At 66.6% G+C, this 25261-nt stretch carries 26 protein-coding genes; 18 read left to right on the top strand and 8 right to left on the bottom strand.

The window, feature by feature from the left end; genetic code table 11:
• The first annotated feature begins 50 nt into the window (after positions 1–50).
• The 8 genes from EV665_RS10815 to EV665_RS10780 all read left to right on the top strand — a co-directional run bounded on the left by EV665_RS10815 (position 51) and on the right by EV665_RS10780 (position 8169).
• On the top strand, positions 51–1379 hold the full coding sequence (locus EV665_RS10815; protein ID WP_245507686.1) for an ABC transporter substrate-binding protein: 1329 nt from the start codon (positions 51–53) through the stop codon (positions 1377–1379).
• Positions 1380–1436: 57 nt separating this feature from the next.
• Complete coding sequence (locus tag EV665_RS10810; RefSeq protein ID WP_133034102.1) at positions 1437–2297, top strand: carbohydrate ABC transporter permease; 861 nt, start codon at positions 1437–1439, stop codon at positions 2295–2297.
• Positions 2294–3136, top strand: coding sequence for a carbohydrate ABC transporter permease (locus EV665_RS10805; protein WP_064332934.1), 843 nt, complete (start codon positions 2294–2296; stop codon positions 3134–3136). The genes EV665_RS10810 and EV665_RS10805 overlap by 4 nt, the downstream gene beginning before the upstream one ends.
• Positions 3137–3140: 4 nt before the next feature.
• The gene (locus tag EV665_RS10800) at positions 3141–4190 is read left to right on the top strand and encodes a glycerol dehydrogenase (protein WP_133034101.1); all 1050 of its coding nucleotides are present in this window, start codon (positions 3141–3143) and stop codon (positions 4188–4190) included.
• 2 nt (positions 4191–4192) lie between these two features.
• Positions 4193–4891 (top strand): SDR family NAD(P)-dependent oxidoreductase, encoded by a 699-nt coding sequence (locus EV665_RS10795; protein ID WP_133034100.1) that lies wholly within the window; start codon positions 4193–4195, stop codon positions 4889–4891.
• Between the two features lie 4 nt (positions 4892–4895).
• Entirely contained in the window at positions 4896–6056 is a 1161-nt protein-coding gene (locus tag EV665_RS10790) for an iron-containing alcohol dehydrogenase (protein WP_133034099.1), read from the top strand.
• A gap of 410 nt (positions 6057–6466) precedes the next feature.
• On the top strand, positions 6467–7627 hold the full coding sequence (locus EV665_RS10785) for a PepSY-associated TM helix domain-containing protein (RefSeq protein ID WP_245507685.1): 1161 nt from the start codon (positions 6467–6469) through the stop codon (positions 7625–7627).
• Positions 7624–8169: a thiamine pyrophosphate-binding protein gene (locus EV665_RS10780; protein ID WP_133034097.1), complete on the top strand. Its 546-nt coding sequence runs from the start codon at positions 7624–7626 to the stop codon at positions 8167–8169. Before EV665_RS10785 ends, EV665_RS10780 begins: the two co-directional genes overlap by 4 nt.
• 477 nt (positions 8170–8646) lie before the next feature.
• On the opposite strand, the gene EV665_RS10775 is transcribed toward EV665_RS10780, so the two are convergent.
• From EV665_RS10775 to EV665_RS10745, 7 genes are all read right to left on the bottom strand, one after another.
• Positions 8647–9441, bottom strand: a complete 795-nt coding sequence (locus EV665_RS10775) for an ABC transporter permease (RefSeq protein ID WP_133034096.1) — start codon at positions 9439–9441, stop codon at positions 8647–8649.
• Positions 9442–9452: 11 nt separating this feature from the next.
• A complete protein-coding gene (locus EV665_RS10770) occupies positions 9453–10316 on the bottom strand; it encodes an ABC transporter permease (RefSeq protein WP_133034095.1) in 864 nt (287 codons plus the stop codon).
• Positions 10313–11386, bottom strand: coding sequence for an ABC transporter ATP-binding protein (locus EV665_RS10765; protein ID WP_133034094.1), 1074 nt, complete (start codon positions 11384–11386; stop codon positions 10313–10315). Before EV665_RS10765 ends, EV665_RS10770 begins: the two co-directional genes overlap by 4 nt.
• A 119-nt stretch (positions 11387–11505) precedes the next feature.
• Entirely contained in the window at positions 11506–12561 is a 1056-nt protein-coding gene (locus EV665_RS10760; RefSeq protein WP_210234620.1) for an ABC transporter substrate-binding protein, read from the bottom strand.
• A gap of 58 nt (positions 12562–12619) precedes the next feature.
• Positions 12620–13282, bottom strand: coding sequence for an RraA family protein (locus tag EV665_RS10755; protein WP_064332942.1), 663 nt, complete (start codon positions 13280–13282; stop codon positions 12620–12622).
• A 111-nt stretch (positions 13283–13393) separates the two neighbouring features.
• Positions 13394–14197, bottom strand: a complete 804-nt coding sequence (locus tag EV665_RS10750; RefSeq protein ID WP_084438403.1) for a carbon-nitrogen hydrolase family protein — start codon at positions 14195–14197, stop codon at positions 13394–13396.
• A gap of 104 nt (positions 14198–14301) precedes the next feature.
• Entirely contained in the window at positions 14302–15198 is an 897-nt protein-coding gene (locus tag EV665_RS10745; RefSeq protein WP_133034093.1) for a LysR family transcriptional regulator, read from the bottom strand.
• A 74-nt stretch (positions 15199–15272) separates the two neighbouring features.
• On the opposite strand from EV665_RS10745, the gene EV665_RS10740 reads away from it, so the two are divergent.
• From EV665_RS10740 to EV665_RS10695, 10 genes are all read left to right on the top strand, one after another.
• On the top strand, positions 15273–15470 hold the full coding sequence (locus EV665_RS10740) for a hypothetical protein (RefSeq protein WP_133034092.1): 198 nt from the start codon (positions 15273–15275) through the stop codon (positions 15468–15470).
• A gap of 2 nt (positions 15471–15472) precedes the next feature.
• On the top strand, positions 15473–16087 hold the full coding sequence (locus tag EV665_RS10735) for a cupin domain-containing protein (protein WP_133034228.1): 615 nt from the start codon (positions 15473–15475) through the stop codon (positions 16085–16087).
• Between the two features lie 138 nt (positions 16088–16225).
• Positions 16226–17167, top strand: a complete 942-nt coding sequence (locus tag EV665_RS10730) for an ABC transporter substrate-binding protein (protein ID WP_133034091.1) — start codon at positions 16226–16228, stop codon at positions 17165–17167.
• 70 nt (positions 17168–17237) lie between these two features.
• Positions 17238–18038: an ATP-binding cassette domain-containing protein gene (locus tag EV665_RS10725; protein ID WP_133034090.1), complete on the top strand. Its 801-nt coding sequence runs from the start codon at positions 17238–17240 to the stop codon at positions 18036–18038.
• A gap of 86 nt (positions 18039–18124) precedes the next feature.
• Complete coding sequence (locus EV665_RS10720) at positions 18125–19045, top strand: ABC transporter permease (protein WP_245507696.1); 921 nt, start codon at positions 18125–18127, stop codon at positions 19043–19045.
• A 1-nt stretch (position 19046) separates the two neighbouring features.
• Entirely contained in the window at positions 19047–20138 is a 1092-nt protein-coding gene (locus EV665_RS10715; protein WP_133034088.1) for a phosphotriesterase family protein, read from the top strand.
• A 28-nt stretch (positions 20139–20166) separates the two neighbouring features.
• On the top strand, positions 20167–20931 hold the full coding sequence (locus tag EV665_RS10710; protein WP_133034087.1) for a glutamine amidotransferase: 765 nt from the start codon (positions 20167–20169) through the stop codon (positions 20929–20931).
• Positions 20932–20956: 25 nt separating this feature from the next.
• Positions 20957–21868 carry a PfkB family carbohydrate kinase gene (locus EV665_RS10705; protein WP_133034086.1) on the top strand — a complete coding sequence of 304 codons (912 nt, stop codon included), beginning with the start codon at positions 20957–20959 and terminating at the stop codon, positions 21866–21868.
• A gap of 5 nt (positions 21869–21873) precedes the next feature.
• Positions 21874–22707 (top strand): BtpA/SgcQ family protein, encoded by an 834-nt coding sequence (locus EV665_RS10700; protein ID WP_133034085.1) that lies wholly within the window; start codon positions 21874–21876, stop codon positions 22705–22707.
• On the top strand, positions 22704–23948 hold the full coding sequence (locus EV665_RS10695; RefSeq protein ID WP_133034084.1) for a Zn-dependent hydrolase: 1245 nt from the start codon (positions 22704–22706) through the stop codon (positions 23946–23948). Before EV665_RS10700 ends, EV665_RS10695 begins: the two co-directional genes overlap by 4 nt.
• A 3-nt stretch (positions 23949–23951) precedes the next feature.
• On the opposite strand, the gene EV665_RS10690 is transcribed toward EV665_RS10695, so the two are convergent.
• Entirely contained in the window at positions 23952–25256 is a 1305-nt protein-coding gene (locus EV665_RS10690) for an aspartate aminotransferase family protein (RefSeq protein WP_133034083.1), read from the bottom strand.
• Positions 25257–25261: the final 5 nt, after the last annotated feature.

Raw genomic sequence — 25261 nt, 5'->3', positions numbered from 1 at the left:
CAACGCATCGGGAGCGTCCGCACAAGGGGCGGATCATGGGAGGAGAAGACATGACATACGAAAAAACCAAGGGTGGCGTGTGGACCCGGCGGCAGGCCCTCAAGGGCGCGGGCGCGCTCGGCATGGGCCTTGCGCTGTCGGGGCTGGCCGCGCCTGCGCTACGCGCGCAGGAAAAACGCCCCATCCGCTTTCTGAACTGCGAGACGGGCAAGGACACGCTCGCCTTCTTCGCCAGGATGGCCACGGAATACAAGGAGAAGGCCGGCGTCGAGGTCATCGTCGATTCGGTGCCGCTGGACGAGGCCTTCACCAAGATCACCAACGGCATCCGCTCCGGCACGCCCTATGACGTCGCCAATGTCGGCTTCATCGGCCAGGTCCTTCTCCTCGCCGAAGAGGAGCAGATCGTGCCGCTGAACGAGCTCACCGACGAGTTCAAATGGGGCAACAACATCCTTTTCCCCATCGACGGCAAGGTCTACTGGTATCCCTTCGACTACAACCTCGCGCTCATCTACTATCGCAAGGATCTCTACGAGGCGAAGGGCCTCTCGGTGCCGAACACCTGGGATGCCTTCGCCGGCAATTGCGAGGCGCTGGTTGAGGGCCGCCAGAAGGGGTGCCTGTTCCCCATCGGCTCCAACGGCGCGGCCAACTGGATGTCCTTCGCCTTCCTGTGGGCCGAGGGCGTCAAGCTCTTCGACGACGAGTGGAACGTCATCATCGACAATGACGAGATGAAGCCGAAGGCCGCCGCCTATCTCGACTTCATGGCGCGGCTCTACGCCACCATGCCGCCCGGCGCGCTTCAGGCCGGCTATTCGGACGTGCTGTCGAACCTCGTTGCCGGCACGGTCGCGCATGGCGCCTATGCGGGGCGCGTCTACGAGGCGGCGGCGCGCGACAATCCCGACATGGGCGGGCGCCTCGGCATCATGCCCTACATGGACAGCGCCGGAAAGCAGACGGCGGTCAGCCACGGCTATGACGGCTGGGTCGTGCTGAAGACCGACAATACCGGCAATGCCATGGAGTTCATGCGCTGGCTGACGACCGACCGCATGGTCGACTTCCTGCACAGCGCGCCCGTGCACTTCCAGCCGGCCCGGCTCGACATCTACGACGACCAGCGCTGGCGCGACAATGCGCTGATCAAGCAGTTCGGCGCGGAGATCGACCAGATGCGCAACCTCGTCACCGACGGATCGGTCGTCCTGACCTCGATCGACACGCAGGGCCCGCGGCCGGACGTGCGGCCGGGCAAGGTGTTCGAATCCTTCGTCATGCCGGAAATGCTGCAGAACAAGATCCTGCGCGAGATGGACTCGGCCGAGGCCGTGGCGCAGGCTGCGGCCAAGATGCGCGACGTCATCAAGTGACGAGACGCCGGGGGAGGGCGCGCCTCTCCCCCGGCCCGTTCCCACAGGAGTTTTCGAATGACCCGCTGGCTGCTGCCCGGCTTTCTCGGCGTCGGGGTCCTTGCGACCCTTTTGCTGATCGTCGGCCCCGCGTTGTACGCGGTATCCCTCAGCTTTTACGACATGCCGTCGCTGACGGCCGATCCGGTCTGGGTCGGTTTTGCAAAATACGCCCAGGTCCTGGCGAGCGCCGCCTTCTGGAACGCCCTGTGGAACGGCATCGTCTATGCCGGGCTTGCGATCGTGCTGCAGGTGGTGCTCGGCATCGGCTTCGCGCTGCTTTTGAACCAGAACTTCATCGGCCGGTCGCTGCTGCGGGGGCTCGCCTTCCTGCCCTATCTCCTGCCGACGGTCGTCGCCGTGCTGGTGTTCAAGTGGATGGTGGACGGCTCGCTCGGCATCGTGACGATCCTGATGGACGACTGGGGCCTGCCGCCGATCTACTGGTTCGAAACGGAAACGGCCTCGATGGTCTCCGTCATCATGATCTCGGTCTGGCTGTGGACGCCGTTCGTCACCACGACGTTCCTCGCCGGCCTGCAGACGGTGCCGGGCCAGCTCTACGAGGCGGCGCGCGTCGATGGCGCCGGGCCGATCCGGCAGTTCTTCCATGTCACGCTGCCCTCGCTGCGGCCGATCCTGACGGTCATCATCCTTCTGCGCGGCGTGTGGATGTTCAACAAGTTCGATGTCGTCTGGCTGGCGACGGGCGGCGGGCCGCTGGGGGCCACGGAGCATCTGCCGGTCCTGTCCTACCGGGAGGCCTTCGCGCTCTACGACATCGGAAGCGGTGCGGCCATCGCGACGCTCTCCTTCTTCGTCCTCATGGTCGCCGTGGCGATCTACTTCCGCGTATTCCCGATGGAGCAAGGCAAATGAGCGGGCAAATCCGACCCCGGCGGATCGCCGGCCGCATGGGGCTCTACTTCGCGGCGATCGTGCTCGCCGTCTACAGCGCCTTCCCGATCTACTGGATGATCGTCTCCTCCCTGCGCCCCACGCAGGAAATGCTGATGAACCCGTCGCTGGTGCCGCAGCGCTGGACGCTGGAATACTATACCAGCCTGCTGGCGCAGACCGACTATCCGCGACAGTTCCTCAACAGCCTGATCGTCGCGGTGACCACGGTGGCGCTGACGATGGTCCTGTCGGTGATGATCGCCTATGGCGTCACGCGCCAGCGCATCCGCGGCAAGCAGATGATCATCGCCGGCATGCTCTATGCCTACATGTTCCCGCCGCTGCTGCTCGCCATCCCGCTCTATGCGATGTTCTCGGTCGTCGGGCTCAACGACACGCTGCTCTCGCTCGTCATCTCGCACCTGACGATCACCATGCCGCTCGGCGTCTGGTTCCTCTGGGGCTTCTTCAAGACCATGCCCTTCGAGCTGGAGGAGGCGGCGATGGTCGATGGCTGCACCCGGCTCGGCGCGTTCCTGCGGGTGGTGCTGCCGCTCTCGGTTCCCGGCCTCGTGACGGTCGCGATCTTCGCCTTCCTGCTGTCGTGGACGGACTATACCTTCGCGCTCGTCATGATCGGCTCGGACGCCAACAAGACCGTGCCGCTCGGCCTTGCCTCGATGATCGGCGCCTTCGACCTGCGCTGGGGCGACGTGATGGCGGGATCGACGCTGATTGCCCTGCCGCTCTTCGCCGCCTTCCTGGCGCTGTCGCGCTACTTCGTCCAGGGCCTGACGGCCGGCGCCGTGAAAGGGTGATGCCATGACCATGCGTATCCTGGGGGCGCCGCTGCGCTATGTGCAGGGGCCGGGCGCCATCGACCGGCTGGCGGAAGAGGTGGTGATCGTCGGGGGCGGGCCGGTGGCCGTGGTCATCGATCCGGTTGCCCGCAGCCTTCTCGGCGAACGCATCCTCCGCCAGTTGCCCGATGCCCGCCTCATGGCGTTCGGGGGTGAATGCACCGCTGCGGAAATCGCCGCGCGCGCCGCGGAAGCGGGCGATGCCCGGCTTCTCATCGGCGTCGGCGGCGGCAAGGCGATCGACACCGCGAAGGGGGCCGCGATCGAGCGCGGCCTGCCGGTCGCCATCGTGCCGACGATCGCTTCCAACGACAGCCCCACCAGCCACATCGCCGTCGTCTACACGCCGGATCACGCCGTCGAAGGCGTGCGCCGCATGAAGACCAATCCCGTGCTGGTGCTGGTCGACACCGCCGTCATCGCCGGGGCGCCGCGCCGGTTCCTTGCCGCCGGCATCGGCGATGCGATGTCGAAGCCCTACGAGCTTGCGGGCGCGCTGGCCGGCGGCGGGCTCAACTTCTTCTCGGGCCGGCCGACGGAACTGACGCAGGCGATCGTCTCCCGCGCCCAGGAGATCCTTCTCGCCGACAGCGAGGCTGCCATGGCGGCAACCGAGCCCGATGAGGCCTTCGAGCGCGTCGTCGAGGCGGCCGTGCTCCTGAGCGGCCTCGCCTTTGAAAGCGGCGGCCTTTCCATTGCCCATGCCATGGTGCGCGGACTATCGGTCATGCCGGCACTAGGCGGCCTGCTGCACGGCGAAATGGTCGCGCTCGGCACGCTGACGCAGCTCGCCGCCGGGCAGGGCAGCGCGGAGGAGATCCGCGCGCTTGCCGGTTTCTTCCGCCGCATCGGCCTGCCCACCGGCTTCAAGGCGTTCGGCATCACGGCAGAGGCCGATTTCCGGCGCATGGCCGAGATCGGGCTCGCCGCGCCCTATGCGCCGAACTATTATCGGAAACTCGATGCCGGCGATCTCGTGCGCGCGATGCGGAGCCTCGACGAAAGGAACTGACGATGGGAGAGACACGAAACGTGGTGGTTACCGGGGGAGGGACCGGCATCGGGCTGGCGACGGCCCAGGTGCTCGTCGAGCGCGGTTGGCAGGTGACGGCTGCGGGCCTGGAGCGGGAGGACGGCTTTCCCGATGCCGCCCGCTTCGTCGAATGCGACGTCACCGATGCGGCCTCGCTGGCCAAAGTCTTCGAAGGGGTCGAGACGCTCGGCGGGCTCGTGACCTGCGCAGGCACCATCCAGTATGGCAGGGAGTGGGAGGAAGCGGTTTTCGAGAAGGTCATGGCGGTCAACGTCACCGGCGTCCTTTCCTCCTGCACCGCGGCCCGCGACGCGCTCCAGCGCGGCGGCGGCGCGGTCGTCAACATCGCCTCGATGTGGAGCTGGTTCGGCAACCCCGTCGCGCCCGCCTACGGCACCAGCAAGGGGGCCGTCGCCGCGCTGACGCGTTCGCTGGCCGTGGCCTGGGGCGCGAGCGGCATCCGCGTCAACGCGGTGGCGCCCGGCTGGGTGGAGACGCGCATTTCGGAAGGGGCGCGGGCGGATGCGGCGCGGCGCGCCCGGATCGACGCGCGCATTCCCATCGGCCGGTGGGCCGCCACGGTGGAGATCGCCCGGGTCGTGGCGTTCCTCCTGTCGGAAGACGCTTCCTATGTCCACGGCGCCATCGTGCCCGTCGACGGCGGCTATCTGGCGGCCTGATCCCATGCAGCCGTTCCAGTTCGACACCGTTCCGAGCCTTGCCGTCGAATGGGGCGGAGCGGCCCATATCGGCGAGAGGCTGGGTGCCTGGTTTGCCGCGCGCAACCTCCTGCTCGTCACGGACGGCGGCCTCAGGGCCTCGGGCGTTCTGGACCCCGCGCTTGCCTCGCTTCAGGCGAGCGGCTTCGCCGTCACCGTGTTCGACGCCGTCGTTGCCGACCCGCCCGAAAGCGTGCTTCTCGATTGTGTCGCGCGCGCCAGGGCCGCGCAGGTCGACATCGTGCTCGGCTTCGGCGGCGGCTCGTCCATGGACGTGGCGAAGCTCGCCGCCGTTCTCATCCGGTCCGGGCAAAGCCTTGCCAGCCTCTACGGCATCGGCAAGGTCGAGGGCGGGCGCCTGCCGCTCGTGCAGGTCCCGACCACGGCCGGCACGGGATCGGAGGTGACCAACATCACGATCCTGACCACGGGCGAGACGACGAAGATGGGCGTGGTCGCCGACCAGCTCTATGCCGACCGCGTGCTGCTCGACGGGGCGCTCACCTGCGGCCTGCCGCCGCTCCACACGGCCGCAACCGGCATCGACGCCATGGTGCATGCGATCGAAGCCTATACGTCGCGGCACAGGAAGAACCCCATATCCGACCTTCTCGCCTGCGAGGCGTTGCGGCTTCTGTCCACCCACCTGGTTGCCGCATGCCGCAACGGCAGTGACCGCACGGCGCGCGAGGCGATGCTTCTCGGCGCGACGCTGGCCGGGCAGGCTTTCGCGAATGCGCCTGTGGCCGCGGTCCACGCCCTGGCCTATCCGCTCGGCGGCCGCTGCCACATTCCCCACGGCCTCGCCAATGCGCTCATGCTCGGACCGGTGCTCGATTTCAACCTGAAGGCCGCAGCGCCGCTTTACGCCCGGCTTGCCGTGCCCGTCGGCGCAGATCTCGTCGGCGCGAAAAGCGAAATGGACTGCGCCCGCCGCTTTCTCGATCGCATGCTGGAGCTTATGGATGCTTCCGGTGCGCCGCGCCGGCTGCGCGACGCCGGCGTGGTGGAAGACATGCTTCCAACGCTTGCGGCCGACGCGATGTTGCAGACCCGGCTTCTCGCCAACAATCCGGTGCCATTGAGTGAAGCGGATGCGCTGTCACTGTATCGCTCCGCCTATTAGCGCGTTTCCTCGAATCGCGAGAACGCGTCGCACGTTTGCCGGAATTGCACCAGGCCGGATCGGCATGCGCTGCATCCCTATCGTCGCGACGAGGAGATGGATGAGCCTTTGACGTGGACCGTCCTGCGTTCGTAGCGGGTTGTGAAACGTCGCCCTTCTCGGTTCTGCCGGCATCGCGTGTCATGCGGACCGCGAAACTTCCTCCTGCCGCTCCGCAGCACCTCCGGGGAACGAAGACAGGCGGGCGGGACGCCGGCCGGCACCAACTTGGAAAAATATTTCACTTTGAGGGGTGAGGCGCCGGGCAGCGTCGTTCGTCCTGGACAGTAGAGCCATTGTCCTGGCGTTTTGGAAGTTTGGAATTGTTGGAAGCGATGCGGCCCGCGAAGGAAAAGAAGAAGACGTCCCGTTTGTGGCTGATCGTTCATAGCTGGCTGGCCTTGCCGCTGTGGGTCCTGATCTTCTTCGTCTGCCTGACGGGAACGATTGCGACCGTCAGCCAGGAGCTCGTGTGGCTGGCAAAGCCGGAGGTTCGGGCGAACCGCCCGGCGCCGGATGCCGTGCCGCTCGGCTACGATGCGGTCCTTGCCGCCGTGGAGCAGGCCGAGCCCGGTATCGCGGTGAACTCCATCGCGCGCCCGGTGAAGTCGATCTTCGCGCTGGATGTCTTCGTGACCTATCCGGACGGACGGACACGTTCGCTCTACGTCAACCCGTATACGGGCGCCATCCAGGGCGTCGGCGGCGTGTTCGACTTCCGCTACTTCATGCGCGCGCTGCACGGCTGGCTGCTCGTGCCCTTTGTCGGGGCGACGAGCTGGGGCTGGTATCTCGTCTCGGCCTTGTCGATCCCCATGCTCGGCTCGCTCGTCACGGGGCTTCTCGTCTACAAGAAATTCTGGCGCGGCTATCTCAACCCGCGCCTGCGTCTGCGCAACGGTGCGCGCATCTTCTGGGGCGATTTCCATCGGCTGGCAGGCATCTGGTCCGTTCCGTTCATCGCCATCATGGCGGTGACGGCGGGCTGGTTCCTGATCCAGCAGATTCTCGCGGACAACAGCATCACCGTTTCGACCGCCGGCGTGCCGCCGGTCGTGGCACGAGAGGACATACCGGCCGGGAGCGGAGCGAAGGCGCCGTGGATTTCGCTAGACCGGGCCGGCGAGCTGGTCCGCGAGAAATTTCCGGATCTGAGCCCGGATTTCGTCTCGCTGCCCGGCAATGCCTTCAGCCATATCGTCGTCGGCGGGCGTGGGGCCTATCCGCTGATCTTCGAAACCGCCAACGTCAATCCCTACAATGGCAAGGTCGAATGGACGCGCCGGGTCTCCGACCGGTCGGCGCTCGAACTCGTGACCGAGAGCATGCGCCCGCTGCATACCGGCGACTTCGCCGGTCTCTGGCTGAAGCTCGTCTATTTCGTCTTCGGGCTGCTGCTCACCATGATGGTGTTCTCCGGCATGATGATCTGGCTGAAGCGCACGGCGCAGGCGACCGCCAAGCTGGTGCGCGATGTCAGGGCCGAGCGTGCCGCGCCGTCGGTGGGCCGTGCGCGGGAGGCGGCGGAATGAGCACGGCGAAGGTAAAGACCAATCCCCATGCCGGTCTGCCCGGCGGGCGGCATCGGTGGCGCTTTCATCTCAGTGTCCTGCTGCTCATCATTCCGATTGCGCTTGCTCCGAAATTCCTCCGCGAGGAGGCGTTGTTCTTCGGCGATTCCGGCCTCGGCCAGCGCGAACTGGGTGAGATGGCCATCGGCCCCTGGCATGTCAGCGTTGCCGAATACATGGCAGATGCGCCGATCGACCAGGGCCTTGCCGGTCATATGAAGACCTTCGCCATCCGCTGGAACACTGAAGACGCCGCTCATATCAAGGCGAGCTATTTCAAGGTCGGCAAGCCGCGCTCACTGCGTGCCGCCGGCGTCGTCCTGTCGGGAGCTCCCTATCGACAGATGGCCGATGTGCCGATCCCGCAGCGCGCCAGGCCTGACGACGCCCTGTGGCTGACCGTCGAGGGCTGGGATGGCACCGTGCACCAGGTGGCCATTCCTCTAAACGAAGCATCACCCGCCACCATCGCGTGGCTGAAGCAGCGCGGAGAAGCGCAATGAGAAAACGGAATCTCTGGCTCGTCGCCGCGCTGGCCGCAGCGATCGCTTCGCCCGCACGGGCGCATTACCCCTACTGCACCTGTGCGATGGAGGCGGGGCACCCTCACCGCAGCTCCCGGCGAATGGACCGCAGCGCGCGCCGAAAAAATCGCCGCATGGCTCAAAGCCAACAGCGTCTCCGTCGTGCTACTCGATGCCGCGCCCGGACCGGAGCTCTCGGTGGACATGAAGGCGGTGAGGCCCGTCCTGCTTGCGACCGTCGGGGCGGACAAGCCCGATATCCTACAGGTGACGGCCGACAATCTAGAAGCGCTGACGCGGGCATTCCGGGTGTGACAACCCCCTCCCTTGCACGACCAGGCGGGCGTGCAAGAGGGCTCGGGAAACGGGCGGGGAACGCCCGGTATTTTCGATCAGACTGCTGTCCGCAGGCAGCCATGATTTTGGCATGCCTGGGCAGTCGTGTCGTGCCGCCGCCTATTTGACGAAGGCCTTGCCGAGGCCCATCGCGCGCTCGACGATCATGATCACGGCGAGCGTCAGCAGGATCAGCAGCGCCGAGGCGGCGGCGACGAGCGGGTCGGCCTGGTTGTAGACATAGTTGTAAAGCTCGACCGGGAGCGTGCTGATGCGCGGGCCGGTGAGGAAGAGCGTGATCACCACCTCGTCGAAGGAGACGAGGAAGCAGAGCGCGGCGGCGGCGACGATGCCGGGCGTCAGCATCGGCACGGTGACGCGGAAGAACACGGTTAGCGGCTTTGCGCCGAGCGTGCGCGCCGCCTCCTCGCAGGCGCGGTCCTGCGTGCTGAGCGAGACGGCGAGGACGCGCAGCGCATAGGGCAGCGTCACCACCAGATGGGCGAAGACGAGGCCCTGCATCGTCGCGAGCAGCCCGAAGGAGGCGAAGACGATGAGGATGGCAAGGCCGAGCACGATGGTGGGCAAAAGCAGCGGCGCGGTGAAGAGGTTGAACAGGAGATCCCGTCCGGTGAATTTCAGCCGGGTCATCACCCAGGCGGCCGGCACGGCGATGACGATCGAGAGCACCGTGACGATCGCCGCCAGCGACAGGCTGGTCCAGAAGGCCTTCAGCATCTGGCTGTTGGCGAAGAGCGCCGAATACCACCGCGTCGACCAGAAGGAGGGCGGGAAGCGCAGCACCTGGTCGCCGGAAAACGACAGCGGGAAGACGAGGATGACCGGCGCCAGCAGATAGACGAACAGCACGAAGACGAGGATGCGCATCGGCCAGGAGGTCTTGTGGATTTCCATGGATTTACCTCCTAGTCGAGACGCCGCAGTACGGCGGAATAGGCCCAGAGCGCGGCGCCGAACACGATGAGCACGAGGATCGAGAGGGTGGAGGCGAGCGGCCAGTTGAGCGTCACGATCGCCTGGTCGTAGATCTCGGTCGCCAGCAGGAAGACCCGCCCGCCGCCCATCAGCTTGGGCGTGATGAAGGACGAGACGGCCAGAACGAAGCAGAGCAGGCAGCCGAGCGCGATGCCGGGCAGCGTCAGCGGGAGGATGACCTTGCGGAAGGTGCGGGCCGGCGTCGCGCCGAGCGTGCGCGCGGCCTCCTCCACCCGCGGATCGAGCCGGCCGAAACCCGCCATCAGCGCCAGGATCATGTAGGGCATCAGGATTTCGGTGAGGCCGATGAAGACGCCCTTGATGTTGAACATCAGGCTCGGCGCCGGCAGGCCGAGCGCCTTGATGGCGCTGACGACCGGGCCGTCGTCGGTCAGGATCGCGATCCAGCCGTAGGTGCGCACCACGGCGGAGGTGAGCAATGGCGAGATGACGAGGACGGTGAGGAACGTCCGCCAGGAGCCGGAGGCGCGGTGCAGGTAGAGCGCGATCGGGTAGGAGACGACGAGCGTCGTCAGCGTGATGGCAAGGCTGATCCAGACGGAATTGAGCACCAGCTCCAGGTAGAAGGGATCGCTGAGCAGGCCCACCCAGTTCTCCCAGGTGAAGACCTGCTCGATGCCGCCGCCGATGCGCGACCGGTTGAAGGAATAGCGGGCGAGGTTCAGCACCGGCAGGATGAAGCCGATCGCGTTGATGAGCGCGATGGGGAGCAGCAGGAGGACGGCGAGCTGGCCGTCGCGCCAGGCGCGCGGAAGGGCGGGGGCGGCGCTCATTTCTCGCCCGCCGGATAGATGAGCGTGTCCTCGGCCGACCAGCCGAGCGTGACGCTGTCGCCGGCGGCAAGCGGGCTGCGGCCCCGCCGCGTCGCTTCCTCGACGACGATCTCCTCGCCGCCGACGCTGACGCCGTATTGCACGAGGTCGCCGATGAAGGTGATGGTCGATACGGTGCCCTGGACCTTGTTGTCGGCCTCGCCCGTCTCCTGGAGGCGGATGCGGTGCGGGCGGACGAGGATGTCGACGGCGCCGGCGGGCAGGCGCGTGGCGGAGCGGAGCTGCTGGCCGGCCCCCGTGAGGATGCCTTCCGCGGTTAGCGCGCCCTTGAGGCGGTTCGTGCGGCCGACGAAATTGGCGACGAAGGCCGTCGCCGGGCGCTCGTAGACCTCGGTCGGCGTGCCGAACTGCTCGACATGGCCGCCGCGCATGACGACCACGCGGTCGCACATCGACAGCGCCTCGACCTGGTCGTGGGTGACGAAGACGGCCGTGATGCCGCTCTGCTGCTGGAGGGCGCGGATCTGCACGCGCATCTCGTCGCGCAGCTTGGCATCGAGATTGGACAGCGGCTCGTCGAGCAGCAGGATCGACGGTTCGATGACGAGGGCGCGGGCGAGCGCCACGCGCTGCTGCTGGCCGCCCGACAGCTCCTTCGGCTTGCGATGGGCGAGGTGGCCGAGCTGGACCATCTCCAGCGCCTGCGCCGCCCGCTTTTCCGCCTCGCGGGCGGGGACGTTGCGCATCTGCAGCCCGAACTGGACGTTGTGTGAAACGTCCATGTGCGGGAAGAGGGCGTAGCTCTGGAAGACCATGCCCATGTCGCGATCATGGATGGGAAGGTGCGTGATGTCGCGCCCTCCCACCATGATGCTGCCCCGGGAGGGTTTGTTGAGGCCGGCGATGATCCGGAGCGTCGTGGTCTTTCCGCATCCCGAGGGGCCGAGGAAGGCGACCATCTCGCCCTTGCGAACGGAAAGATCGAGCGAGGGGATCACGTTGACGGCGCCGAAGCTGACGCCGATCCCCTCCAGTCTGAGATGCTCGTCGGGAGCGGAAGTCGTGGGCATGGGGAACTCCTGGGGCAATTCCGGCAGGGAACGCGGCCTGTCCAAGGGCGGAACTGCGGAAAGACAGACAGATAAAGCGTTTCCGTGATCGGAGAAAACGGAAACGCTTCCGGCCGGCATCAGCGGCTGAGCGGAATGACGCGGCGGCGCCACTGCTCGGTGATGGCGTCGCGGACCTTGGCGACCTCGAGCCAGTTGATGTCGATCATCCTGTCCATGGCGCCGGCGGCCGTGCGCTGCAGCGCCTTCTCCGAGATGAGCGCCGCGGCCTTGGCGTTGGTGGGCGCGTAGAACATCTGCTCGGTGAAGGCGGCCTGCGCCTCCGGGCTCAGCGCGTAGTCGATGAACTTCTTGGCGCTTTCGCTGGCCGGCCCGCCCTTGACGAGGCCGATCACGTTGATCTGGAAGCCGCTGCCTTCCTCAGGCAGAACCACGCCGAGCTTGCCGTCCGACAAGTCGGCATAGACCTGCGCGCGGGCGTTCCAGCCGATGCCGATCGCCGCCGTGCCGCTGGAGATCGGCTGGTAGACGTCGGGTCGCGGCTCCCAGGTCTGGACGAGGGGGGCAAGTTCCTCCAGCCGCTTGAGGCCGGCCTCGACGCTCTCGATATAGTTCGTGCCGCCGGCCATCTTGTCGGTGATGATGGTCAGCGTCGTGCCCTGGATGTCCGGCACGGCCGGAATGGAGACCTGCTTGGCATATTGCGCGTCCCACAGCGCGTTCCAGGAGGTCGGCGCCTGCTGCACCTTGTCGGTGTTGTAGAGCAGGATGAGGTTGTCGAAGGTGACGCCGGCGGCGTTGACGCCCTCGTAGCGTGCCTGGGGATAGAGGTCGGCGAGATGCTGCGTCACCGTCTCGTCCATCGGCGCGAAGATGCCCTCGTCGGTCGCGGCCTTGGCGACCGAGACGTCCATGATGGCGATGTCGATCTGCGGCGCGCTTGCCTGGGCGCGCAGCGTGCCCAGCATCTGGGCGGAGTTCGGCATGCCGTAGAATTCCACGATGATGTCGGGATTGGCCTTCATGAAGGGCTCGACGACGGCCTTCACGTAGTTTTCCTGGAAGATGCCGGAATAGGCGGTCAGCACCACCGTATCGGCCATCGCCACGGATGTGGCGAGAGCCATTGCAAGCGCGGCAAGGCCGGCGCGGGTTGCGTTCTTCATTGCGGTCATGAGTTTTCCTCCGCTCTTGAACCGATTGTTCCCATTCGCTTTATCGTATTGAGCCGCTTCAGGCGGCCGAGGCTTCCACGATTTTCGTGGCGCCGGAAATGTCGGGCAGCTTCTCGCCGTTGCGCAGTCGCTCGAGCAGGACGAGTTCGCTTTCCTGCATGCCGAGCGCCTTGTCCACGGCCCATTCGGCCTTGGAAGGGTCGAGCACCAGGACGCCGCTCTCGTCGGCAATGATGGCGTCGCCCGGGTTCACCGTCTGGCCGCCCACCGAGACGGGCACGTTGATCGCCCCTTCGAGGCCGAGGATCTTCGTGGTGATCGGCGAGGGGCCGCGGCACCACATCGGCAGGTCGACGCGGCGGATCTCGGAAAAGTCCGTCGCCGGGCCGTCGATGACCGCGCCGACGATGCCGCCGAGCTTCATGGAGTGGGTCACGACGCCGCCCCAGCAGGCATGCTTGTCGTCGCCGCAACGATCGACGACGATGAAGTCGCCCGGCCGCACCAGCTTGGTCAGGTAGTGCAGGATGGTCGAGTCGGCATGGGGCAGGCGCACGGTGACCGCGGTGCCGGCGATGCGCTTTTCGGGCAGCACGGCGCGAAGCTCGCGGCTCATGAAGCCGGAATGCAGGAAATGGCCGACCGTGGCGGTCTCGACCTGTTCCATCTTCTTGATGAGGGCCGGGGCGATCTGCTGCGGCATGGGATTGACGACGAACATGACAGGAATTGCTCCATAAGGCAGTTCCGGCAAAAATGCGTAACACTTTTGCGTCCGGACCTGCACAAAAACAAAGAGATGGATTTTTCCGGCTGGAAGGGCCGGGATGTCCTAGAGGACGTGGTGCTGGGCGACCGGCACGTCGCGGCGCACGGCGCCGATGCGGCTGAGGTCGATCCTGGCCGTGGCGGCGCCGACGCCGTCCGAGCACTGCGCGACCATGTGGCCCCAGGGGTCGATGACCATGGAATGGCCCCAGCACCATTTCTTGCCGTCCGCATGGGCGCCGGCCTGGCCGACGGCGACGAAATAGGTCTGCGTCTCGATGGCGCGGGCCCGGGCGAGCACTTCCCAATGGTCCTTGCCGGTCATCAGCGTGAAGGCGGCGGGAAGCACGATGACGTCGGCGCCCTTGTCGCGCAGCGCCCGGAAGAGCTCGGGGAAGCGGATGTCGTAGCAGATGGCGCAGCCGACGGTCGTGTCGCCGACCTTGTAGGTCACCACGTCCTCGCCGCGGCCGATCGTGTCGGATTCGCGGTAGGAGACGCCGCCGGGCGTGTCCACGTCGAAGAGGTGGATCTTGCGGTACTTTGCGATTTCCTTGCCTTCGGGGCCGAAGACGACCGAGGCGTTGTAGTGGTTGTTGCCGGCCTTCTCGACCATCGAGCCGCAGTGCAGCGTCACGCCGAGCTCCCTGGCAAGCGCGGCGAAGCGCTGGTAGGTGCTGCCGTCCGGGAAGCTCTCGCCGCTGCCGTGCACGGCGTCGCGTCCCTCGCCGAGAAAGGCGAAATATTCCGGCAGCACGACGAGGTCCGGCTTCTCCCCGGCCACCACGTCGCGCACCATGCGCTCGGCGTCGTCGAGGTTCTTGGCTTTGTCGGAACCGGAATTCATTTGCACAACACTGATCTTCATCGAAGTCCTCCAAGTCTCAGTGGAGGCATCGTCGGGCCTTGCGACGGGAATGACAAACGATAAAGAATTGTCGTTCCTGATAGAAAAAACTTGTGGCGAAAACGCTAGGCGGTGATGCCCGTCGTGTCGAGCGAGGCCTCCCGGGCAATCACCGAAAGTATTGACGGGATTAGGTTTTCCGGGTCGTCGGCATAGACGGCGTGGAGCTTCAGGGCCGGGAAGCGCGGCGTGATCGCGAGCGCCTCCAGCGTGCCGTCGGCGATCATCGGCGCCACCATGGGCACCGGCAGCAGCGCGATGCCGATGCCGTCCCGGGCGAGCCGCAGCATGGCGGAAAGCGAGTTGGAGTTGGAAATGACCGGCGGCTGCACGCCCAGCTCCTCGAACTGCCGCAGCAGCCAGATATGCGGCACGCTGTTGCGAGAGAAGGTGAGCACGGGATAGGCAGACAGGTCCTGCAGACGCAACTCCCGGCCGCCGAGCCGGAAGGCGGGGGCGGCGACCCAGGCGCATTCCATCGTGCCGAGGTCGATGTTCTTGAGGCCGGGGGTTAGAACCGGCCCCATCAGCAGCGCGAGATCGAGCCGCCTCTCGCTGATGTCGCGGCCGATCGCCAGCGACGTGTCCACGTTGAGGTCGAGGCCGAGCGCGGGAAAGCGTTCCTTCACCCGCTCGATGAAATTCGGCAGCCAGGCATGCACGATGGAATCGATGGTGCCGATCGACACGGTGGCGCGCAGGTGCTGCGGGCTGCCGACCGCCATCTTGAAGCTGGTGGCCGCCTTCAGCAGCTCCTCGGCGGGCTGCATGGCGCGCTGGCCGACGGCCGACAGCCGAACGCCGCCCGGCACCCGCTCGAAGAGCTCGCACCCCATCTCCGCCTCCAGGCTGGCGATGCGGTTGGAAACGGCGGCCTGGGTGGCGTTCAGCCGGTCGGCCGCGGCGCGGAAGCTTCCGAGCCGGGCCACCCACACAAATGTCTCGACGAAGCGCAGGTTCATTGCCCGTCCATCTCAGGAATTCGTCTTCCTTCGATATACGCGACGACGGGCGATTTCTACGGCTTTGGGACAGGATGGATGTCGCGGCGCATGCGGTCTGCGGCGCCCCCTCTGCCGACCGGCCGCGCTTCGTCATCGCCGACGAGGCGGTCTCGGCGCGCGACGTCACCGTCCGGGCGACGGTGCCGGGTCAACGGCCGGCGGTCTCTGGACAGCCGTCGATCGAAGGATTTATGATTATGGTCTCGATCAATGCGATACTCATATCATGAACATGCTCAAGCCGCCTTCGCCGTCTGACGGCAGCCGGGAGGACAGGATCCAGTCGAATCCGGTGCGGCTCGGCGCACGCCTGAAGCTCGCCCGCCAGACGCGCGGCCTGACGCTGAAGGCGCTGGCGCAGGCGGCGGAGTGTTCCGAAAGCCTGCTTTCCAAGATCGAGAACGGCAAGGCCTCGCCCTCGCTGCCCATGCTGCACCGGCTGGTGCGCGCGCTCGATTCCAATATCGGCTGGATGTTCGAGGAGACCGACGGCGAGGAGGGCGTGGTCTTCCGTGCCGGGACCCGCCCGCTCATCGCGCTCGATCCCCTTCGGCGCGGCGAGGGCATTTCGCTCGAACGCATCATTCCCTATTCGGCCGGCCATCTTCTCCAGTGCAACATCCACCACATCGATGCCGGCGGCCAGAGCGCCGGGCCGATCCAGCATGTCGGCGAAGAGGTGGGCTACGTGCTGGTCGGCGAAATCGAATTGATGATCGGCGACAAGACCTTTCGGCTTTCGGCCGGCGACAGTTTCGTGTTCAATTCCGAGCTTGCGCACTGGTATCGCAATGTAGGGGCCGAGCGTGCTTCGATCTTCTGGGTGAATACACCGCCAACCTTTTGATATTTCTTTTAAAAAATTCCTCCAGCGGATTCAGCGGCAGCGCCATTCAAGTCTCTTGACAAGAATTCAAGTCACTTGAATAATGCCTCTCGTAAATTCCGGTTGCCGCCAACGGCATCAAACAAGGGGAACATCAAAATGGGTCGGACCAAATATCTCCTCGGCTGCGCTGCAGCTGTCGCCATGACGCTTTCCATGGGCGCCGCAAACGCCTTCGCCGATACGTTCGCGCTCGTCACCATCAACCAGCAGGCGCTCTTCTTCAACCAGATCAATGACGGCGCCAGCGCGGCGGCCAAGGAGGCCGGCGCCGAGCTCGTCATCTTCAACGCCAACAACGTGCCCTCCGCCCAGAACGACGCGATCGAGACCTACATCACCCAGAAGGTCGACGGCATCATTCTGGTCGCCATCGATGTCAACGGCGTGAAGCCCGCCATCACCGCCGCCAAGAATGCCGGCATTCCCGTCATCGCCATCGACGCGCAGATCCCTGATGGCGACAACATCGCCTTCGTCGGCGTCGACAACACGGCGGCGGGCGGCGAGATCGGCAAGTTCTTCTCCGACTATGTGAAGAGCGACATGGGCGGCACCGCCAAGGTCGGCGTCGTCGGCGCGCTCAACTCCTTCATCCAGAACCAGCGCCTCGACGGCTTCAAGGCGGCGGTGACAGAGGGCGGCCAGAACGTCGAATTCCTCAACACCGTCGACGGCCAGAACGTGCAGGACGTGGCGCTTGCGGCCGCCGAAAACCTGATGACCGCCAACCCGGACATGACGGCGCTCTACGCCACCGGCGAGCCGGCGCTGCTCGGCGCGGTCTCGGCCGTCGCCAGCCAGGGCCGCGGCGACAGCATCAAGGTCTTCGGTTGGGACCTGACGAAATCCGCCATCGACGGCATCGACCAGGGTTTTGTCACCGCCGTCATCCAGCAGGACCCGGCCGGTGAAGGCAAGGCCGCCGTCGAAGCGCTCGTCAAGGTGAAGAAGGGCGAGACGATCGAGCCGATCATCAACGTGCCGGTGACGATCGTCACCAAGGAGAACGTCGACCAGTATCGCGACATGTTCAAGTAAGCCGAACCGCCGTTGCCTGGTCCGCGCAAGCGGGCCGGGCAGCCGGAACCTCCTCCAGGGGCCATCGAACATGACCGACACTGACGTCAGCCGCGTCCGGATGACCGGCATATCCAAGCGCTATGGCGCGCTGCAATCGCTCGACAACGCCTCGCTCAACCTCATGCCGGGCGAAGTGCTCGGGCTGGTGGGCGACAACGGCGCGGGAAAATCCACCATGAGCAAGGTGCTCTCGGGCGCCGTCATCCCCGACGCCGGCACGATCGAGATCGATGGCCGGCCGGTGTCCTTCACCTCGCCTGCCGAGGCGCGCGCCGCACGCATCGAGATGGTCTACCAGGACCTCGCGCTCTGTGACACGATCGACGTCGCCGGCAACCTCTTTCTCGGCCGCGAGCCGAAGCGGCGCCTCGCCGGCGTGCCGCTGCTCGACAAGAAGACGATGCACGAGCGGGCGCGCGACATGCTCTCCAATCTCGGCATCGTCATTCCCGATACGAGCATGAAGGTGGAGAACCTTTCCGGCGGCCAGCGCCAGTCGATCGCGATCGGCCGCGCCGCCTCCTTCAATCCCTCCGTTCTGATCATGGACGAGCCGACGGCCGCCCTTGCGGTCGCCGAGGTGGAGGCCGTGCTCGAACTCATCCGCACCGTCTCGAAGCGCGGGGTCTCCGTCATCCTCATCACGCACCGGCTGCAGGACCTCTTCCTCGTCTGCGATCGCATCCAGGTCATGTACGAGGGCCGCAACGTCGCCGAGCGGCGCATCGAGGACACCAATATCGAGGACGTCGTCAATCTCATCGTCGGGCGGAAGTTCACCGCCCGTTCCGCCGGCCACAACCACCAGGAACGAGGCGCCTCCGCATGAGCTCCGAGCCCAACGCCTATTCCAGCCATCCGCCGCGCCTGCGGGATGCGACCATCCTCGACAAGGTCGTCGCCAATGGCGGCGTCATGTCGATCGCGCTGTTCTTCATCGTCTGCTGCCTGTTCTTCGCGGTGACGACGGATGCCTTCCTCACGGCACCGAACCTCCTGAACATCATCCGCCAGTCCGCGCCGCTGCTGATCGTCGCGGCCGCCATGACCTTCGTCATCACGACGGGCGGCATCGACCTTTCCGTCGGCTCCGTCTTGGCGCTGACCGCGACGCTCTCCGCCGCCGCCCTGCAGGCCGGCGTTCCCTGGCCGCTCGCCATCCTGCTGATGCTCGCGCTCGGCGGCGTGGTGGGGCTGATCCAGGGCTATTTCATCGCCTATGAGCGCATCCCCGCCTTCATCGTCACGCTGGCCGGCCTCTCCGTCATCCGCGGCTTCGCGCTTCTGATCACCGGCGGCTATTCGATCCCGATCGAGCCGACGAGCCCGTTCGTCACGATCGGCCGGGCCTGGATCCTCGGCATTCCGGCGCCGGCGCTCATCGCCATCGTCGTACTGATCGTCGCCTACGTCGCCTTCAACGAGACCCATTTCGGCCGCTACGTCACCGGCGTCGGTGCCAATGCGGAAGCCACGCGCCGGGCCGGTGTCAACACGCGGCGCATCATCCTGTGGGTCTACATCCTGTCGGGCACGGCCTCGGCGGCGGCCGGCGTCATCCTCTCCGCCCGCCTCGGTTCCGGCTCCTCGAATGCGGGGCAGGGTTTCGAGCTCGACGTCATCGCGGCCGTGGTGCTCGGCGGCACCAGCCTCTTCGGCGGGCGCGGCTCGCTGGTCGGCACGATCCTCGGGGCGCTGACGGTCGCGGTGCTGGCGAACGGCCTCATCCTGTCGCATCTCTCGCCCTTCTTCACGCCCATCGTCACCGGGTTCATCATCCTGGTCGCGATCTGGCTCAACTTCCGCCTCTTCAAGGGCGGGGCGAGGGGGCGTTGACATGCTCGACCATCTCTTTGCCGAAGAGCCGCGGAAACGTCATCCGATCGGCGTCGGGTCCGGCACCGCGATGACCGTGACGGGGCCGGTCCCGGTCGAAGATCTCGGCGTGACGCTGATGCACGAGCATATCTTCCTCGATGGTGCGCGCAGCTGGATCTGCCCCTGCCATCCCGACGAGAAGGCGATCGCCGAGCAGAAGGTCAATATCGAGATCGTCGGCGAGCTGCGGATGAACCCCTACATGAACCGGGACAACGTCTCGCTCGACGACGGGGACCTGGCGCTCAGCGAACTGAAGCGCTTCCAGGCGCTGGGTGGCTGCACCGTGGTGGAGACGACGAATTTCGGCATCGGCCGCGATGCGGCCGGCCTGGCCCGCATCGCCCGCATGTCGGGGCTCCGGATCATCATGGGCACCGGCTTCTATCTCGAGCACACCCATCCCGACTGGCTGAAGGCGATGGATGTGGAGGAGGTGACGCAGTTCATCGTCGAGGATGTCGGCGGCGGCGAGAGCCAGCCGGAGATCATGGCGGGCATCATCGGCGAGGTCGGCGTCAGCCGCAACTTCACCACTGAAGAGGAAAAGTCGCTGCGCGCCTCGGCGCGGGCGGCGCGCATCACCGGCCTGCCGCTCTCCATCCATTTGCCGGGCTGGGAACGCCTCGCCCACCGCGTGCTCGACGTGGTGGAGGAGGAGGGCGCCGATCCGGCGCACACCGTGCTCTGCCACATGAACCCGAGCCACAGCGATCCCGGCTACCAGATGGCGCTCGCAAGGCGCGGTGCCTTCCTGGAATACGACATGATCGGCATGGATTATTATTATGCCGACCAGGACGCCCAGTCGCCGTCCGACGAAGAGAACGCCCGCGCCATCGCGGCCCTTGTCGACAGGGGCTTTGCCGACCGGCTGCTGCTGTCGCAGGACGTGTTCCTCAAGATCATGCTCACCCGCTACGGCGGCTTCGGCTATGGCTACATCCTCAAGCATTTCCTGCCGCGCCTGAAGCGGCACGGCGTCGAGCAGGCGGCTATCGACCGCATGCTGATCGACAATCCGAAATCCGTCTTCTCTGCCGCGCACTGAGCGCCGGCCAACCGTTCAAGGAGCTACCATGACCAAGAAGAAAGTGCTGCTGGCCGGCGAATCCTGGGTTTCGACCGCGACCCACATCAAGGGCTTCGACCAGTTTCCGACCGTCACCTACCATACCGGCGCCGATGAACTCCTGAAGGCGCTGAAGGACAGCCCCTTCGACGTCACCTTCATGCCGGCGCACGAGGCGCAGAAGGAGTTTCCGAGCACGCTGGAGGGCCTTCAGGCCTACGACGCCATCGTGCTCTCGGATATTGGTGCCAACACGCTGCTGCTGCATCCCGACACCTGGATTCATTCCCGCCGCACGCCGAACCGCCTGAAGCTGCTGCGCGACTATGTCGCCAAGGGCGGCGCCCTCCTGATGTTCGGCGGCTACTATTCCTTCCAGGGCATCAACGGCGGTGCGCGCTTCCGCAACACCGCCGTCGAAGAGGTCCTGCCCGTCGCCTGCCTCTCGATCGACGACCGCGTGGAAGTGCCGGAAGGCTTTACGCCCGTCGTCTCGGGCGATACGTCGCACCCGATCCTGTCGGGCATTTCCGGCGAGTTCCCCTATCTGCTCGGCTTCAACGAGGTGACGCTGAAGGACGGCGCCAACCAGTTGATGACCGTCTCCTCCGAATATGGTTCGCTGCCGCTGCTCGTCACCGGCACCTATGGCGAGGGCCGCACGGTGGTCTGGACGTCGGATGTCGGCCCGCACTGGCTGCCGCCGGAATTCATCGCCTGGCCCGGCTACAAGACCCTGTTCGAGCAGATGCTCGCCTGGGCGACGGACTGAACCGGAGGTTCCAGGAAACAGCCCCATGACCATCCATGTCGTCGGCAATGTCTGCGTCGATACGAGCTTTCGCCTGGCGCGGCTGCCGCTGCCCGGCGAAACGCTGAATGCGGCCGCTGCCGGCGACGGTCCGGGTGGCAAGGGCGCCAACCAGGCGGTTGCCGCGGCCCGTACGGGGGCTGCGGTGGCGCTGTGGGCGCCGGTCGGCCGGGATGCGGCGAGCGACTGGGTCGAGGGGGTGATCGCCGCCGAGATCCCGGATCTCCGCCTCGTGCATCTCGACCTGCCCTGCGACCGCTCGGTGATCATGATCGACCGCGCCGGCGAGAATGTCATCATCACCGCCGCGGCCTGCGCGGAGGCCTTCGACCCGCTCGCCATGACCGCCCTCGGCGACACATGGGCGGCCGGCGACATGCTGCTGATGCAGGGGAACCTTTCGACGGCCGCGACGATGGCCTGCCTGGCGACGGCGCGGGCGGCAGGCCTCGTAACGATACTCAACCCGAGCCCGCTCTCCGCCGATCCGCTCGACCTTGCGGCCGTGTCGCTCATCGTCGTCAACCGGCCGGAGGCGGAGGCCCTGACCGGCGAGGCCGATGCCGAGCGCGCAGCGCGCCGCTTGCTGGCGATGGGTGCCGGCAGCGCCATCGTCACGCTCGGCAGCGCGGGCGCCCTGCTTCTTGAGGCAGGAACTTCGTCCGCCGTCTGCCTCCCGCCCTCCGATGTGGAGGCCGTCGATGCCAGCGGCGCGGGCGATTGTTTCGCCGGCACGCTTGCCGGCCTGCTGGCGCAGGGGGCATCGCTCCCCGATGCCGCGCGGCTGGCAACTCGGGCGGCCGCCTTCGCGGTCGCTCGTCCCGGCACGCTCGCCTCCTTCCCCACGCCGGCGGAAATCGCCGCCCTCACCAAGACACTGAAACTGGAAAACGTGTGATCGCCATGAGCAACTCCATCGGACGGCAGGACAAGGATACGCTGAAGACGCTTTTCGGGCGCGACAAGCCGGTGATCGGCGTGGTGCACCTGCTCCCGCTGCCGGGCGCCCCGCGCTATGACGACGAAGGCGTGGAGGCGATCTACGAGCGCGGCCTTTCGGATGCGCGCGCCTATCTTTCCGGCGGCTGCGACGCGCTGATCGTCGAGAACCACGGCGACGTGCCGTTCTCGAAGCCGGACCAGATCGGCCACGAGACCTCCGCCCACATGGCCGTCATCGCCGACCGCATCCGCCGCGAGCTCGGCCGCCCGATCGGCATCAACGTGCTTGCCAATGCGGCGATCCCGGCGCTTGCCATCGCCTCGGCCTCCTCGGCCTCGTTCATCCGCGTCAATCAGTGGGCCAATGCCTATGTCGCCAACGAGGGCTTCGTGGAGGGCGAATCCGCCCGCGCCATGCGCTACCGGGCGCAACTGCGTGCCAGAGGCATCCGCATCTTCGCCGACGCCCATGTCAAGCACGGCGCGCACGCCATCGTCGCCGACCGGCCGGTCGAGGAGCAGGTCAAGGACCTCGTCTTCTTCGATGCCGACGTCGTCATCGCCACCGGCCAGCGCACCGGCCATACGGCCGATCTCGGCTATATCCGCATGATCAAGGAGGCCGCCTCGCTGCCGACGCTGGTCGGCAGCGGCGTCACCCATGACAATGCCAACGACATCCTCGCCGTCGCCGACGGCGTGATCATCGCCAGCGCCCTCAAATATGACGGCGTCTGGTGGAACGCGGTCGATCCGGACCGGGTGAAGCGCTTCATCGCAGGCCTCGGCCGATGAGCACAATGCCGGAGGTCAATCCCGCGCGCCTCCTCACATCCATCGCCGATTTCGCGGCCATCGGCGCGACGCCCGCCGGCGGCGTCAACCGGCAGGCCCTGAGCGTCGAAGACCGTACCGCCCGCCGCTTGCTGGCCGAGCGCGCTTTCGCGCGGGGCTTCACCGTCTTCCAGGATGAGGCGGCCAATCTTTTCCTCCGCCGCGACGGCCGGGATGCGACGCTGCCGCCGCTCCTCATCGGCAGCCATCTCGACAGCCAGCCGACCGGCGGCCGCTACGACGGCGCGCTCGGCACGCTCAGCGCCTTCGAGGTACTGGAAGCGCTCGCCGATGCGGGCGTCGAGACCGACCGCGCCATCGAGGTCGTCGCCTTCACCAACGAGGAGGGCAGCCGCTTCTCGCCGGGCTGCATGGGCTCCATGGCCTTCGCTGGCGCGGGTAACCTTTCGGATTGGCGCCGGGCGCGGGCGACGGACGGCGCGCTGCTCGCCGACGAACTGGCGGCGACGCTGCAAGCGCTGCCGGAAGCCCGCATGCGGCCCATCGGGCACGCCATCTCCGCCTTCGTCGAACTGCATATCGAGCAAGGCCCCGTTCTCGAACGCGAGGACGTGCCGATCGGCGTGGTCACCGCCGTTCAGGGCACGAAATGGCTGGAGATCGCCTTTTCCGGCGAGGCGGCCCATGCCGGCACCACGCCGCTGGAATTCCGCAAGGACCCGATGGGTGCGGCGGCCGCCGCCATCGCGCGCATCCAGGGCGATATCATGCCGGCCGATCCCGCAGCGCGGCTGACGGTCGGCCGCATCACCGCCGAGCCGGGCTCCATCAACGTCATCCCGAGCCGCGTCTCCTTCACCGTCGACATCCGCCATCCGGACGCGGCGGCGCTTGCGGCGATGGACCGGCGCGTGAGGGAGGAATGCGAGGCCGCGGGCGCGCGGTGGGGCTGCGAAACGGCCATCGAACTGCGCGTCGACATGGCTCCCGGCCGGTTCGCCCCGGAGGTGACGGCGGCGATCGAGGAGACGTGCCGGGCGCTCGCGATCCGCAGCCGGCCGATGGTGTCGGGCGCCTTTCACGATGCGCTCTTCGTGGGTCGGGTCGCCCCGGCGGCGATGATCTTCGTGCCCTGCCGCAACGGCATCAGCCACAACGAGGCGGAGTTCGTTTCCGACGCGCATATCATCGCCGGTGCGCGCATCCTGCTGGGCGTGGCGCTTCGTCTTTCGGCCGCCTGAAGCCTACCAGCCGGCGAAATCGGCAAGCAGCGCCTCGTCGACCCGGCCCGCCGCGACGTCTGCGAGCGCTTGGTCGAGAATGGCGACACCCTCCTGCGCTTCCGCCTCCGTCAGGGTCAGCGGCGGCGTGAATTCCAGCACGTTGGAGTTGACGCCGACATAGTAGAGCACGAGGCCGAGCTGGAAGGCGCGGTAGACCGCCAACGCCGTCTGCCGCAGGGCCGGTGCGCCATTCGCCACAAGCTCGACGCCGAGGGCGAGGCCCCGGCCGCGCACATTGCCGATCAGGGCATGGCGGGTGGCGAGGCGGTCGAGCGCCTCGCGCAGCATGCGTCCTGTCCGTTCCGCATTGGCGACGAGATTGTCGCGCTCGATGGTCTGCAGCACGGCGAGCGCCGCGGCGGCGCAGACCGGATTGCCGTGCACGGTCTGCAGCGAGAAGGCGACGGCGTGGTTCAGGATCGCCTCCGGACCGACCACGGCCGAGACCGGCAGGCCGCCGCCGAGGCCCTTGCCGAAGACGACGATATCGGGCTCGATGCCGGCATGCTCGAAGGCGTTGAAGCGTCCGCTGCGGCCAAGGCCGACCTTCACCTCGTCTGAGACGATGAGGATGCCGTGTGTGCGGCAGAGCGCTTCCACGTCCTTGAAAAACCCTTCCGGCGGCACCAGCATGCCGCCGTCCGACTGGATCGGCTCGATGAAGAAGGCGGCGATCTCTTGCGGCGGGATCTCGGTCGCAAGGAGTTTTTCGAGATAAGCGAGGGCGGCGTCCTTCGCGGCTTCGGGGCTGCCGGCGGCGTAGCTGTTTGGGTAGGGCACCAGCGTCAGGTCCTTCGCCCGCGCACCCTGCTGGGCGGGGTGGCCGGAGACGGCCATGGAACCGACGGTGCCTCCGTGATAGGCGCCGTTAAAGGCGAGGATGCGCGGCCGGCCGGTAGCGGCGACGACCATGCGGGCGACCGTCTCGTTGGCGTCCGAGCCGGAATGGCCGAACCAGACGCGGCCGCGGGCGCGTTCCGGCACGAGGGAGAGCAGCTTTTCGGCGAGCAGCACCGAGGGCTCGTTGGCCGTGGAGAGATAGCTTGCGCCCGCCTGGTCGCAGAGCGCGCGGTTCACCGCCTCGCGGATGGCGGGATGCGAATGGCCGAGGCTCGCTGCGCCCCAGGAGGCGGCGAAATCGAGGAGTTTGCGCCCGTCGTCGCCGGTCAGGTACGCGCCGCTTCCGCCGACCACCGCCTGCGGAAAGAACCGCAGATGCGCCATCGTCGAGACCGATCGGCTTTCACGGGCGTAGAGGCCGGACATGTCGC

The organism is Shinella granuli (genome assembly GCF_004341885.1).
Lineage (GTDB): Bacteria > Pseudomonadota > Alphaproteobacteria > Rhizobiales > Rhizobiaceae > Shinella > Shinella granuli.
Note: the sequence above shows the minus strand (reverse complement) of the source record. Positions and strands in the feature narration are given on the sequence as shown.